Here is a 13,598-nt window from a genome sequence, read left to right on the forward strand (position 1 = left end):
TGGGCGGCCGTGGCGGACGCCACCGGGGCCGGAGATCGAGCAATTCACGGAACGGAATCTTCATGGCATTTGGTGAACGGGTAGGCCACGTCCTGCGCGGCGCGGCCATCGGCGTGGCCGAGGCTGTACCAGGGGTCAGCGGCGGGACGATCGCGTTGGTGACCGGCGTCTACGAGCGGGTCATCGCGTCCGCCGGACATCTGGTCAACACGGTGCGGTACACGGCGTCCGACGTCCCGCGCGGGCGTGGTTGGACGCGGGCGGGGCACCAGCTACGGCAGGTGCACTGGGAGGTGGTGATTCCGCTGCTGATCGGCATGCTGCCCGGCCTGCTGATCGCGGCGAAGCTGCTCGAACCGCTGCTTGCCGACCATCCGGAGCAGACCAGGGGACTCTTCCTCGGGCTGGTCCTCGCCTCGGTGCTGGTGCCGATCTCGATGGTCGGCAAGCCGTGGCGAGGGTTGGAGGTGGCCGCGCTTGTCGCGGCCGGGGTGGCGGCGTTCCTGCTGACCGGGTTGCCGCAGGCGTCCCTCGAACCGCATCCGCTCGTCGTACTTGTCGCGGCGGCGGTCGCGGTCTGCGCCCTGGTGCTGCCCGGGGTCTCCGGGTCGTTCCTGCTACTGACCGTCGGCCTGTACGAGCCGACCATCAGCGCCGTCAACGACCGCGACTTCGGCTACCTGGCGATCTTCGCCACGGGCATGATCATCGGCCTGGCGCTCTTCGTCAAGCTCCTTCAGTGGCTGCTCGAACGGCATCGCCGGATGACCCTGGCGGTGATGGCCGGCATCATCCTGGGCAGCCTGCGGGCGCTCTGGCCGTGGCAGTCCGAGGATCGCGCCCTGCACGCACCGGGAGACCATGTCCCGTCCATCGTGGCGCTGTTCCTGATCGGCGTCGCCGTGGTCACGGCAATGATCATCGCCGAGCGTCGCCGGTTGCGCCGGGCCGCCCGGGACCTCACCGAGGAGACGTACGAGACGCCGCACGTCCGCTGACGCCCACCGCTTGGTGGCTGCCCGGGGTTGGGCGGCCACCAAGCGATTCCGGTTCAGCGAGCCTTTTGGTGGCCCGCTTACGCGGCGGGGTCAGCAGGTCGGCGATCGTGGCGATCGCGCTCGGGACCAACCGGTAGTAGGCCCACACTCCGCGCTTCTCCCGCTCCAGCAAGCCGGCCTCGGTGAGGATTCGGAGGTGGTGGCTGACCGTCGGCTGAGAGAGGCCGAGCGGCGCGGTGAGGTCACACACGCACGCCTCGCCCTCGGGGGCCGACTGGATCAGGCTGAGTAGCCGCAGCCGAGCGGGGTCGGCAAGGGCCTTGAGGACCCCCGCCAGCCGCTCGGCGTCGGCGCGTTCGATCGGCTCGCCGGCAAGCGGCGAGATCTGAGGCATAGTCATTTCGGCCAACGCAGTTCCCACGTATTCCATCCTTCCACCAGCAGCATCGATCCGCCTGCATATCAGCAGATCCGAATCGGCAGACTTTTACGCCACAAGGCCGAGGTCAGCCAACGTATAGGCCGCCCGATAGGGCAATCCGGCGGCTCGCACCGCGTCGCCGGCACCACGATCAACGATAACCGCCACCCCCACGACCTCGGCCCCGGCCTCGCGAAGCGCTTCGACAGCGGTCAACACACTTCCCCCGGTGGTGGAGGTGTCCTCCACCGCAAGCACTCGACGACCCGCCACGTCGGGCCCTTCGATCCGACGTTGCAGCCCGTGCGCCTTGCCCGCCTTGCGGACCACGAACGCGTCCAGGGGACGCCCGCCGGCGTGCAGCATCGCGAAGGCGATCGGGTCGGCCCCCAGGGTCAGGCCACCCACCGCGTCGTACGACCAGTCGGCGGTCAGCTCCCGCATCACCCGTCCCACCAACGGTGCCGCCCGGTTATGCAGCGTGACGCGACGCAGATCTACATACCAGTCGGCCTCCCGCCCGGAGGAGAGCACCACCCGGCCATGGACCACAGCCAGGTCGGAGATGAATTTACGCAGGTCGTCGTGGTCCCCCATGGCGATAGAGGGTACTGCGCAAGTCTGTGTGCCACGTGTGCGGGCCACCCCGGTCAACCCTTCCGAGGGACCGATGAGTGGCGATGCCCGGTTACGCTACGTCGATCATGCCGATGGATCGAGTGATGTCATCATCACCGGCACCCGGTGGAGCGCCCGGTCGTCGCTCAACGCCGGTCGCGGCCGATGCGTCCGCGGGTGTCCCGGGAGACCACCTCGAGCAGCCGGCGCGGAGCGTGCCGCAATCCCGCCACAGCCAGCTTGTACTTCCAGGACGGAACGCTCACCAACTTGCCTTTGTGCAGGTCACGCAGGGCCTCGTCGACCACATTCGCCGCGTCGAGCCACATCCACTCGGGGGTTTTCGACATGTCGATGCCGGCTCGCTGGTGGAACTCGGTGCGGGTGTAGCCGGGGCAGAGCGCCATCACGCGTACGCCGAAAGGCCGGGCCGACTGTCCGACGGACTCGCTGAAGTTGGTGACCCACGCCTTGCTCGCCGAGTACGTCGACCCGGGCATCACCGCGCCGAAACCCGCCACGGAAGAGACATTAATCACTGCCCCACTGCGCCGCTCGGTCATCGTGGCCAGCGCGGCGAGAGTCAGCCGCAGCACCGCGTGCACGTTCAGTCGCAGGAGCCGGGTCTCCTCCTGGACAGACGATCTGAGGAACGGCTTGTTCAGGCTGATGCCGGCGTTGTTGACCAGAAGTTCGACGGGCGGCCCGTCGGCGAGCCGTCGTTCGACAGCGACACAACCGTCGTCGGTGGACAGATCGGCGGTGATGGTCTCGGTTTCCACGCCGTGCCGCCCGGTCAACTCGGCGGCCTGACCGGCCAGCCGGGTCGCGTCCCGGGCGACAAGCACCAGATGCCACCCGTCGGCGGCGAGCCGGGTCGCGAACGCGGCCCCGATACCGGCCGTCGCCCCGGTGATCAGTGCCCATCGGTCGCTCGTCGTCCGGTCGGGCGTCACGCGCGTCATCACCTCGGCGGGTACGGGGGCGACGTCGGCGCCCCGGGCGGCGGGTAGGGCTGGTACGGCGGTGTCGAGGGCTGGTACGGCGGTGTCGCCTGCGGGTTTCCGAACGGTGGGGTGGGTGGCTGGTACGGGAATGCCGGTGGCTGAGGTGCCGGCCGACGCCGGAACCAGGCGTTGGCCGCAGGCAGGGCCAGCAGCACGGCTACCACAAGGTAACCGAGCACCTGGGCGATCGAAAGAGCGGCGGTGAGCGGAATCCACCAGGACGGATGGGCGTCCGGGACCAGGGCGAGCAACTCCGCGGTCTCCCGGTCGTCGCCGAATTCGAGGGGCGTCGCGCGCTGCAGGACAAGGGTGGCGACCCCACCACACCCGCAGCACATGCCCAGCCCGGCGACCACCCAGGTCGCCACCCGGGCCGCAGGCCGGCGGGTGGCCAGTCCCAGCGCCAGGCCGACGAGGAGCAGCCCGGCGATGATGCTCAGCACCGCCGAAACCACGACCGAGGCCCGCAACAGCGCCGCCACCGCGTCGACCTGCCCGGCGTCGGCCTCGGTGCCGGCCGTCGCGCGGAACCGGTCCACCGTGCCGCCCACGGACGCGAGCCCGATCACCGCGTACGCGAGCGCGCCGAGCGCCATCACCGCAAGCGTCACCACGGCCAGCACGACCACGGCCGGCCGACGAACCGGTGCCTGTTCGGGGTACGACACGACGAGTCCCTCCGGTAGGCGTTCGGAAGCAACCTACTCGGAGGGACCGTCGCGGTCGTGCCTTACGCGTGTGTCGACGACCTGAAGCGAGCCGAGGCGGAGTTCAGGCGACGGCCGATCAGGGACGTCGACACCCGGACCGTCTGACCGAAGGTCAGCCGGGGCGGTCCGTCGGCGGCTGCGTACCGGGCTGGTCCGGGCCGTCGGCGGGCCGGCCGCCCTGGTCACCAGCCGGAGGCTGGCTGCCGGTGGCCGGAGGACCGGGCTCGGCCGGCGGGGTGCCCGGGTAGCCGGGCTCAGCCGGTGAGGTGCCCGGGTAGCCCGGGGCCGGCGGGTAGCCGGGCTGGCTCGGGTAGGCACCGCCGGGCGTCGGCGGCTCCCACTGCTGCGTCGGCTTGCGGAAGAACTCGTTGGCCTTCGGCAGGGCCAGCAGAATCAGAGCCGCCAGCAGCGAGATGAGGCTGATCACCCCGAGCAGGATGCTGACCGGCGTGGTCCAGCTCGGCAACGCCTCCTCCAGCCGACGCTGGATCTCCTCGCCGCTGGGCATGTCGCCGCTGCTGTCGCCGGGCGCGCTGAAGTTGCCGGCGAACCCGCTGAGCAGACTGAAACCGGTGCAGCAGAAGAGGATGCCACCGACGATCCAGGTGGCGATCCGGGAGCCGTTCTTGCCGCGCAGGTTCATCAGCCCGAGGCCGAACAGCGCGAACGCCACCACCAGCAGGAAGATGGCGGTGCCGACGCCGATCACGACAGTGATGTCGGCGACGTTCTGCGCCCCCTCGACTGTGGAATCCCGGTAGGCCTCCTCCATCACCTCGCGGACGGTGCCGATGGTGGCCAACGAGATGATCACGCTGATCAGCTGACAGATCGCGAACAGCAACAGCAGGTAGGTGGATATCGTCACCACGCCCGGTCGTGACCGGGCCGGGGTGTTCTGAGGATCGGCCATTTCTCTCCCTTCCTGGAACGCGCTTCACCGTATCGGCAACGGGCCATTCCGGCACGGCGCGACGCCGAGCGGTGGGCACGTCACCGGCCGCCCGGCCGGCCGACATCGATCGGACGGGCCGGTGTCCCGGCTCAGGACCCGCTCTGCGGGTGGACTGTCACCTCGTCACTGTCCAGCCGTTCGCCACGGGCCATCTCCCAGCCCGCCTCGCCGTACGCCTCGAAGGTGAGCCGCGCGCCGCCCGGGGCGCGGTAGTCGTGGTAGCGCATGGTGCCGCTCGGTGTCAGCTCGGTGGCCCCGGCCGCGGTGTACCGGGCCTGACCGGATTCGTGCCAGCTGTAGCGTCGGCCGCCGGACTCCACCAGCGGCGCGCCCGGCGTGACCGTGGCGTCACGTGGCGCCGACTCCCACATCACCAGCTCGAATGCGGGACTCTCCGCCACCGAGAGTCGGCGTCGGCCGCCGTGCTCGTCGAGGTCGTCGAGGAGGTGCTCGGCCCACCGCCATTCGCCTTCGACCAGCCTGATGGAGCCACGGACGGAGTACGTGTTGTCCCCGATCTCGACGAGGTCGCCGACCTCGATGCGGCGCGGGTCGCGGCGCTGCTCACCGCTGTACCGTTGCTGCCGACCCGCTGGCGCTCCTGGCCGGTTGCGCCACCGGCGCAGCGCGTACACCGCGACGACCACCCCGACCAGGCAGCCGACCGCCAGGTACGCCGATGTCCCGTCCACCCGGTCACCTCCCGAGACAGTTCAGCGGGGACGCCGACCATGATCCGGGCTTGTGGCGCCTCCCGCCAACCGGCTACCTGTCGACCTGGTCCGGCCCGCCGGGGGCGGCACCGCCCGGTTCGCCACCGCCGAAGGCGGCGGTGTCGCCGCCGGAAGCGGTAGGTCCGTCCGCCCCGGCCGGGGCAGCCGGTGCCTGCGGTGTCTCCGGGACGGTCGGCGAGGCCGGCTGGTACGGGGAGTACCCGGCCGGATCCGGGCCGCCCACGGCACCGGGATACCCGGGCACCGCATACCCCGCACCGGGCACCCCATACCCGGACGGCACCGGATACCCGGCCGGCGGCGGATAACCAGGCGGAAACCCGGGCTGCGGCGGGTAGCCGGGCGGCACCGGGTAGCCGGGAATCATCGGATAGGTGGGTGGCACTGGGCCACCGGGCGGCGCGGGGTAGACGGGATAGCCCATCGGAACGGGATAGCCGACCAGGTGGGCGTTCGGGATGTCGCCCCCGGCCGGTGGCCAGCCCGCCGCCGGTTCGGCGCGAGGCACGAACCACCTGTGCGCCGGCGGCAGCGCCAGCAGCAGCACCACCGCCGCCGTGAGCAGGAACACCAGCAGCACGCCGAGGCCCGCCAGCGGGAAGATCAGGTCGAACGGGCTCGACTGGCCGTAGAGCGCCTCGGCGAAGTCCGACTCCTGCCAGAAGTCGTCGCCCGGCGGCGGCACATCCTCCGGGTAGGTCTCGTCGACGTACGGCTCGTCGACATACGGTGCGCCGGACACCGCGACCGCCAGACCGAACGGGATCAGGAACGCGCCGAGACATCCCTGGACGGCGCAGAGCAGCAGTTGCACGCCACCGGCCACGAAGACCATCGTCCGGGCGGTGTTGCTGCCCGCGCGTACCCGGGGCGCGGTCAGGCCCAGCCAGAGCGCCAGCAGCAGGGCGGGCACCCCGAGCACCGCCGTCATCGTGAGGCTGCTCCAGCGTTCCGCGCGTACCTCGTCCGGGTCCGCGTCGGGTACCCGCCGCACTGCGCGGTCGATCGCGGCATCCCACTGAACCGCCTCGATCACCAGCAGGGCGATCAGGCCGAGCAGGATCAGCACGGTAGCGAGTTGCAACCAGAAGGCCACGGTGACGGTGCCGGGGCGGGGCGGACGGGGCGGGGGCACGGCTGCCGGCGCTTCGGCGGTCGCGGTCATACCGCGGACGGTACGGACCGACCGCAAGCCCCGGCAGCACCGTTCAGGTGGACCCGACCGGCGTACGGATCACGCGTCGGCGAGCCGCTCGGCCGCGTACTCCCCGACGGTGGTGCTTCCCATCACGCATCCGGTCATGGTGTTCAGTTCGGCCTCGTCCCCGCGCAGCGTCGTCCATGCCGCCCGCCCGACCGCCGGGTCGAGCCGCTCCAGCAGCGTAGCGGCGTACACCCGACCTGCGGGGGCACCACTGTTGAGTAACCGGTCGAGCAGGTCGCGTATCTCCTCGGGGTGGTCGGCCACGGCCGCCGCGACGCGTTGGTAAGCCTCGGTCTCGGGCAGCAGCGTGCCCGCGATCCCGACCCCGCCGAACGCCAGCGTCTTGGCCTGGCCGAGGTCCGCCACGGCCCTCGCCAACTCCGACTCCTTCTTGCGCCGCATCCCGAACATGTCTCCATCCTCGCCCCGGGCGTCCGCCGCCGCCCGTCGGAGGCGGCGGACGCCCGGGCCAGCGCGGCTCAGCCGGAGGTGACCGACAGGCCGTCCTTGCCGTCCCGGAGGTCGACCCGGACCGTGTCGCCGTCGCGGACCTCACCGGCGAGCAGGGCCCGCGCCAACTGGTCGCCGATCGCCGACTGGACCAGGCGACGCAGCGGACGGGCCCCGTAGATCGGGTCGTACCCGTGCTCGGCGAGCCAGCCGCGGGCGTCCTCGGTGACGGCGAGCGTCAACCGGCGGTCCCCGAGACGTCGGCCCAGCCGCGCCAACTGGATGTCCACGATGGCCCGCAGGTCGTCACCGTGCAGGGCGGCGAAGACCACGATGTCGTCGAGCCGGTTGAGGAACTCCGGCTTGAAGTGCGACCGCACCACCGCCAGGACACCCTCGCGGCGCTGCTCCTCGGCGAGCGTCAGATCACTGATCACCGACGAGCCGAGGTTCGAGGTGAGGATCAGGATGGCGTTGCGGAAGTCGACGGTACGGCCCTGGCCGTCGGTGAGCCGACCATCGTCGAGCACCTGGAGGAGGATGTCGAAGACGTCCGGGTGAGCCTTCTCCACCTCGTCCAGCAGGATCACCGAGTAGGGCCGGCGCCGCACCGCCTCGGTGAGCTGGCCACCCTCCTCGTAACCGACGTAGCCGGGTGGGGCACCGACCAGGCGGGCCACCGTGTGCTTCTCGCCGTACTCGCTCATGTCGATGCGGACCATCGCCCGCTCGTCGTCGAAGAGGAACTGGGCGAGCGCCTTCGCCAGCTCGGTCTTGCCGACACCTGTCGGCCCGAGGAAGAGGAAGCTGCCGGTCGGGCGGTCCGGGTCGGCGACTCCGGCACGCGCCCGGCGTACCGCGTCGGAGACCGCGGCGACCGCCTCGGTCTGGCCGACCACACGCCCGCGCAGCGACTCCTCCATCCGCAGCAGCTTGGCGGTCTCACCCTCCAGCAGCCGGCCGGCGGGAATGCCGGTCCAGGAGGCGACCACCGCGGCGATGTCGTCCGCGCCGACCTCCTCCTTGAGCATCGCGCCGGCGGCCTGGAGCCGGGCCAGTTCCTCCTCGGCGGTGGCCAGTTCGGCCTTCAGCGCGGGGATCCGGCCGTACCGCAGCTCGGCGGCGCGTTCCAGCTCGCCGTCGCGCTCGGCCCGTTCGGCCTCGCCACCGAGCCGCTCCAGTTCCTCCTTGGCGGTGGAGAGCTTGGTGATGTGGCTCTTCTCCAACTGCCAACGCTCGGAGAGGGCGGTGAGCTGCTCACGCTTGTCGGCCAGCTCCTTGCGCAGCCGTTCCAGGCGTTCGGCGGACGCCGCGTCCGGCTCCTTGGCCAGCGCCATCTCCTCGATCTCCAGCCGGCGCACCGCCCGCTCGATCTCGTCCACCTCGACCGGCCGGGAGTCGATCTCCATGCGCAGCCGGGACGCGGACTCGTCAACCAGGTCGATCGCCTTGTCCGGCAGGAACCTGTCGGTGATGTACCTGTCGGAGAGGGTGGCGGCGGCGACCAGGGCGGCATCGGTGATCCGTACGCCGTGGTGCACCTCGTAGCGTTCCTTGAGCCCACGCAGGATGCCGATGGTGTCCTCAACGGTGGGCTCACCGACAAGCACCGGCTGGAAGCGGCGCTCCAGTGCCGGGTCCTTCTCGATGTGCTCGCGGTACTCGTCGAGCGTGGTCGCACCGACCATGCGCAGCTCACCACGGGCCAGCATCGGCTTGAGCATGTTGCCGGCGTCCATCGAGCCCTCGCCCTTGCCGGCACCCACGACTGTGTGCAGCTCGTCGAGGAAGGTGATGACCTGCCCGTCCGAATTCTTGATCTCCTCCAGGACGGACTTCAACCGCTCCTCGAACTGGCCTCGGTACTGGGCACCCGCCACCATCGCGCCGAGGTCCAGCGAGACCAGCTTTTTGTCGCGCAGCGACTCCGGCACGTCACCAGTGACGATGCGCTGGGCCAGGCCCTCGACGATCGCGGTCTTGCCGACGCCCGGCTCGCCGATCAGCACCGGGTTGTTCTTGGTACGTCGGGACAACACCTGGATCACCCGGCGGATCTCGGAGTCCCGGCCGATCACCGGGTCGATCTTGCCGTCCCGCGCGCTCGCGGTCAGGTCCACGCCGTACTTGGTGAGTGCCTGGTAGGTCTGCTCCGGATCAGCTGTGGTCACCCGGCGGTCCCCGCCGCGCACCGTCGGGAAGGCCGCCACCAGGCTCTCCTCGGTGGCACCGACGCCCTTGAGCGCGGCGGACACGGCTCCGCCGACCCGGGCCAGCCCGGCGAGCAGGTGCTCGGTGGAGGTGTACTCGTCGCCCAACGGGCGGGCGATCTGCTCGGCGGCACCGATGGCGTTGACGAACTCGCGGGCCAGGGTCGGCTCGGCGATGCTGGAGCCTCGGGCGGCGGGCAGTGCGTCAACGGCCCGCTGGGTGGCCCGGCGGAGCTCGGCCGGGTCGGCCCCGACGGCGCGCAACAGGCCGGCAGCGGTGGAGCCCTCGGTGTCCAGCAGCGACAGCAGCAGGTGCCACGGCTCAACTGTGGCGTGGCCCCGCTGGTTCGCCAGGGCGACAGCGCCGGTGATGGTCTCGCGGCTCTTGGTGGTGAGGCGTTCGGTGTTCATGGGCTCCCCTGGATCGGTGTGTCCACTGGTACCGACAGAACCAGAGTTGAGCCTATTCCACTCAACCTAGCCGACGTGACCTGAGTCACATCACTCGTCAGTCGCCCGTCAGGTTGATCGCGACCCAGCTTCGCTCGACGTCCCGACCGGTACCGAGCAGGACACCCTGCGGCCCCACCGCGAACAGTGTGCCGTCGGGCAGCAGCCGTAGGGAGTGCTCGGCCGTGACCGGCCAGGGCAGGTCCAGGTACCGGCCGCCACTGACGACACCCGCGCCGCGTGGACTGATCACCGCCGCCGTGCTGCCGTCCAGCGGCACCACTCGCCCTGATTCCGGGTGGCCCTCGGCGTACACCCTGAACCAGTTGCTACTGCTGGTGCTGCGCCACAGTGCCGGGAAGCCCGTCCGGTCGGGCCGCTCGCCGATCAGCCACCACTCGTCGGGGCCCAGCAGCAATCGGAGCACGCCAACCTCGCCGTCGGCCGACAGCGGTTCCCCCGAACGCCAACTCCGCCCCTCGTCCCAGGACTCCGCGACGCGCGGCCTGCCGTCACCGGACAGCCCGGTCGCCACCAGCGGCGCGTGGAACTCGGTCCCGTCGGGCTTCCGGATCAACGTGTCAGCAACGGCGAGCGTGTGTATCGCGGACAGCGGCGGCTGGGTTGGCAGCGGGCGCAGCCGGCGACCGTCCCACCGACCCGCCTTGCCCGACTCCTCGATGACCTGGAACCGTCCCTGGGCCTCCTGCCACTCGGCCGGGGTTGCGTCTCCGGGGCTGTGCCGGAAGGTCTCGCCGCCGTCCGTCGAGGTCCACCAACCGTGCGGCTCGGCCCACAGGGCGAGTACCTCGACGGTGGCGTACAGCTGTTGGTTGTCCGCCACCGGTTTCGGGTGGCGCAGCGACTGCCAGGATCGGCCGCCGTCGCGCGTCGACCAGAGCAGGGCGGGGCAGTCCGAGCCACCGGGCGGGCGGCCTTCGCAGGTGCCGAAGAGGGCGTATCCCTGTCTGACGTCGACGAACTCGACGTGCGGCCGACCGTACCGTTCGGCGACGGCGAGCCGGGTCGTCCGGGTCTCCGCCACGGGCACCCGGGACGGCGGCGCCACCACGGGAGCGCTTGGCTGGATCGGTGTGGACGGAGTACGACGCACGTCGCCTATCGAACAACCGGCAAGTGCCATCACCAGCGCGAAAAGGGGCAGAGCGCGGGCCTGACGCGTGGTCATTCGGCCTCCGTGGCGAGAGTAGCCTGAGCGCGTGCGAGTACGTGTCGAACAGACGGCCTTACCGGGGATCGGCGTACGTCATGACATGATGACGGAATCCGGCCGACGGTTGGGGGTCGTCTCCCACCGCAGCGGTCGCCGCGACCTCGTCCTGTACGACGCGGACGACCCGGACGGCTGCTCGGCCGACATCCCGCTCACCGACGACGAGGCGGAGGCGCTCGCCGACATCCTCGGTGCGTCGCTGATCCTCGGGCAGCTCTCCGGGCTGCGCGAGCAGGCCGCCGGGCTGCTCACCGAGCAGATCCCCGTCCCGGCCGCCTCCGCCTACGTCAACCGGCCGCTGGGCGACGCGAAGGTACGTACCCGTACGAGCGCCTCGATCGTGGCGATCCTGCGCGCCGGAGAGGTGATCGTTTCACCGGGGCCCAGCTTCCGACTCGAAGCCGGCGACGTGCTCGTCATCGTCGGCAACCGGCAGGGCCTGGACGGCGCCAGCGCGATCTTCGCAGCCGACGATCCCGCCGGCTGAGGCCCCGATGCACGACTTCAGCAACCTGCTGGTCCAGGTCGGCGCACTGCTGCTCCTGCTCGGGCTGCTCGGCCGGGTCGGTCGCCGGGTCGGACTCTCCCCGATCCCGCTGTATCTGCTCGCGGGACTCGCCTTCGGCCACGGCGGGATCCTGGAGCTGAACGCCGGCGAGGAGTTCTTCGCCATTGGCGCCGAGATCGGCGTGATCCTGCTGCTGCTCATGCTCGGGCTGGAGTACTCCGCCGACGAACTCATCGGCAACCTGCGGGCGGCCGCACCTGCCGGCCTGCTCGACGCGGTGCTGAACGCGCTGCCCGGCGCCGCGTTCGCGCTGCTGCTCGGCTGGGGCTGGACAGCCGCCGTGGTGCTCGCCGGCATCACCTGGGTCTCCTCCTCCGGTGTGATCGCCAAGGTGCTGTCCGACCTCGGCCGGCTCGGCAACCGGGAGACTCCGGTGATCCTCTCCGTGCTGGTGGTCGAGGACCTGGCCATGGCCTTCTACCTGCCGGTGGTGACCGCACTGCTCGCCGGGGTCGGGGTGGTCAAGGGTGGCGCGGCCCTCGGGGTAGCGGTGCTCACGGTGGTCGTGGTGCTTGTCGTCGCGCTCCGCTTCGGCAACCTCGTCTCCCGGACGATGGCGGCCGACAATCCCGAGGCACTGCTGCTCGGCGTGCTCGGACTCACCCTGCTGGTCGCCGGGTTGGCCGCGAAGTTGCAGGTGTCGGCGGCGGTGGGCGCGTTCCTGGTCGGCATCGCGCTCTCCGGGCCGGTCGCCCACCACGCCACCGAGTTGCTGACTCCCGTGCGCGACCTCTTCGCCGCCGTGTTCTTCGTCTTCTTCGGGCTCGCCACCGACCCGGGGCACATTCCGCCGGTACTGCTGCCCGCGCTGCTGCTCGCGGTGGCCACCATGGCGACCAAGACGCTTACCGGCTATCTGGCCGCCCGGCGGGTCGGCATCGCCGAACCGGGTCGCTGGCGTGCCGGCCTGGCGCTGGTACCCCGGGGCGAGTTCTCCATAGTCATCGCCGGGATCGCGGTAGCCTCCGGCAGTGTCTCGCCGAAACTGGCGGCGCTCGCCGCGACGTACGTCCTGATCACGGTCGTCACCGGGTCGATGCTCGCCCGGCTGCCCGACCTCGCCTGGTTCAAGGGGTGGCTACGGACGCGGGCGGCGGCCCAGCGGGCCCGGATTGCCGCCGCGTCGAACCGGGCGTGAGCGTCGGACCTGCCGATTCGGCCGGCCGGAGGACCCTCGCCGACCAAGAGATGCCGAATTGCTTCCCGCAGGGTCTACCGGTACTCACCAGTACCGCGTTAACGTGTCGCCCCAGCAGCCAGGGTTCGCGGTGGGCGTACGGCCCCCGCGGGCGAGAGCGGAAGGTTGGCCGGTGAGCGTGCAGGAGTCAGCGTTCCACGGCTTCGCCAACCCCGTCGACCCGACCCCGGCGGAGTTGCGAGCGTGGGCTTATCACCCCGATTCAGTCCCGTTGACGTCGATGCCGCCCGACTGGGACCTGCTGGTCTCCGGTGACCGGCTGGTGATGACGCTGTTCGAGCTCGCCATGGACACCCGCTGTCCGGCTCGTCGGTTCGCGCTGCACTGCCTCTACATCTACGCCGCCGACGGAATCCGGACGAACTTCCGGGCCCACCCGAAGCGTCGCTTCCGCAAGCTCGTCGACCAGGCCGAGCGCAACGGTGACGAGATGATGCGCACCTGGGCGCACAACAGTCGGGTACTGCTGACCCGGCCGGAGCTGTTCGTGTACCGGGAATGGTGTGAGGGCGGCCTGGTCCGGGAGAACCGCCGGCTCTGAACGGCCGAACGGGCCGGGACCCCCCGTGGCTCCCGGCCCGCACGTCGGCGGCTCGTCAGCGCGACCCGCCCCGCTCGCGACGGTGCTGCTCGCTGCGTACCTGGCCGGCACCACGACCGACCCGTGGGCTGTCCGTGGCGACCTGATCACCCCGGCCGCTGAGCCGGCCGGCCCTGATCTGGTCCGAGAACCGTCCCTTGGTGAGCCGGTCGAACCGGTGCCGGACGTTCTCAGCCAGGTCGTCGAGGCGGTGCTCCGTCTCCTCCGCCACCTTCCTCGCCGATTCCGTCATGGCTCCCC

At 70.8% G+C, this 13,598-nt stretch carries 14 protein-coding genes and 1 pseudogene; 4 read left to right on the forward strand and 11 right to left on the reverse strand.

The annotated features are described in order from the left end of the window. The first annotated feature begins 62 nt into the window (after positions 1-62). Positions 63-998 carry a DUF368 domain-containing protein gene (locus CLT74_RS21100; RefSeq protein ID WP_099848187.1) on the forward strand — a complete coding sequence of 312 codons (936 nt, stop codon included), beginning with the start codon at positions 63-65 and terminating at the stop codon, positions 996-998. 61 nt (positions 999-1,059) lie between these two features. Here the strand turns inward: CLT74_RS21100 and CLT74_RS21105 are convergent. From CLT74_RS21105 to CLT74_RS21150, 10 genes and pseudogenes are all read right to left on the reverse strand, one after another. Continuing rightward, positions 1,060-1,428: pseudogene (locus tag CLT74_RS21105) on the reverse strand (ArsR/SmtB family transcription factor); the annotation flags it as partial. Between the two features lie 57 nt (positions 1,429-1,485). Then, positions 1,486-2,016: an orotate phosphoribosyltransferase gene (locus CLT74_RS21110; protein WP_099848189.1), complete on the reverse strand. Its 531-nt coding sequence runs from the start codon at positions 2,014-2,016 to the stop codon at positions 1,486-1,488. 167 nt (positions 2,017-2,183) lie between these two features. After that, positions 2,184-3,002: an SDR family NAD(P)-dependent oxidoreductase gene (locus CLT74_RS21115; RefSeq protein ID WP_486582446.1), complete on the reverse strand. Its 819-nt coding sequence runs from the start codon at positions 3,000-3,002 to the stop codon at positions 2,184-2,186. Beyond that, positions 3,002-3,712, reverse strand: coding sequence for a hypothetical protein (locus CLT74_RS21120; protein ID WP_099848192.1), 711 nt, complete (start codon positions 3,710-3,712; stop codon positions 3,002-3,004). Before CLT74_RS21120 ends, CLT74_RS21115 begins: the two co-directional genes overlap by 1 nt. A gap of 154 nt (positions 3,713-3,866) precedes the next feature. Then, entirely contained in the window at positions 3,867-4,667 is an 801-nt protein-coding gene (locus tag CLT74_RS21125; RefSeq protein ID WP_099848194.1) for a hypothetical protein, read from the reverse strand. A 131-nt stretch (positions 4,668-4,798) separates the two neighbouring features. Continuing rightward, positions 4,799-5,401: a DUF4178 domain-containing protein gene (locus tag CLT74_RS21130; RefSeq protein WP_099848196.1), complete on the reverse strand. Its 603-nt coding sequence runs from the start codon at positions 5,399-5,401 to the stop codon at positions 4,799-4,801. A gap of 73 nt (positions 5,402-5,474) precedes the next feature. After that, positions 5,475-6,608, reverse strand: coding sequence for a hypothetical protein (locus tag CLT74_RS31475; RefSeq protein ID WP_486582447.1), 1,134 nt, complete (start codon positions 6,606-6,608; stop codon positions 5,475-5,477). A gap of 69 nt (positions 6,609-6,677) precedes the next feature. Continuing rightward, positions 6,678-7,058 (reverse strand): hypothetical protein, encoded by a 381-nt coding sequence (locus CLT74_RS21140; protein WP_099848198.1) that lies wholly within the window; start codon positions 7,056-7,058, stop codon positions 6,678-6,680. 68 nt (positions 7,059-7,126) lie between these two features. After that, a complete protein-coding gene (clpB, locus tag CLT74_RS21145; protein WP_099848200.1) occupies positions 7,127-9,718 on the reverse strand; it encodes an ATP-dependent chaperone ClpB in 2,592 nt (863 codons plus the stop codon). A 97-nt stretch (positions 9,719-9,815) separates the two neighbouring features. Next, on the reverse strand, positions 9,816-10,946 hold the full coding sequence (locus CLT74_RS21150; RefSeq protein ID WP_143697193.1) for a hypothetical protein: 1,131 nt from the start codon (positions 10,944-10,946) through the stop codon (positions 9,816-9,818). A 31-nt stretch (positions 10,947-10,977) separates the two neighbouring features. On the opposite strand from CLT74_RS21150, the gene CLT74_RS21155 reads away from it, so the two are divergent. The 3 genes from CLT74_RS21155 (at position 10,978) to CLT74_RS21165 (ending at position 13,298) form a co-directional block, all read left to right on the forward strand. Continuing rightward, positions 10,978-11,478, forward strand: a complete 501-nt coding sequence (locus tag CLT74_RS21155) for a cation:proton antiporter regulatory subunit (protein WP_099848204.1) — start codon at positions 10,978-10,980, stop codon at positions 11,476-11,478. 7 nt (positions 11,479-11,485) lie between these two features. Further along, a complete protein-coding gene (locus CLT74_RS21160; RefSeq protein ID WP_099848206.1) occupies positions 11,486-12,697 on the forward strand; it encodes a cation:proton antiporter in 1,212 nt (403 codons plus the stop codon). 172 nt (positions 12,698-12,869) lie between these two features. Then, positions 12,870-13,298, forward strand: coding sequence for a hypothetical protein (locus tag CLT74_RS21165; protein WP_099848208.1), 429 nt, complete (start codon positions 12,870-12,872; stop codon positions 13,296-13,298). Between the two features lie 55 nt (positions 13,299-13,353). Here the strand turns inward: CLT74_RS21165 and CLT74_RS21170 are convergent, their stop codons facing one another. Next, on the reverse strand, positions 13,354-13,590 hold the full coding sequence (locus CLT74_RS21170) for a hypothetical protein (RefSeq protein WP_099848210.1): 237 nt from the start codon (positions 13,588-13,590) through the stop codon (positions 13,354-13,356). Positions 13,591-13,598 lie beyond the last annotated feature (8 nt).

It is taken from the genome of Verrucosispora sp. CNZ293 (genome assembly GCF_002754655.1).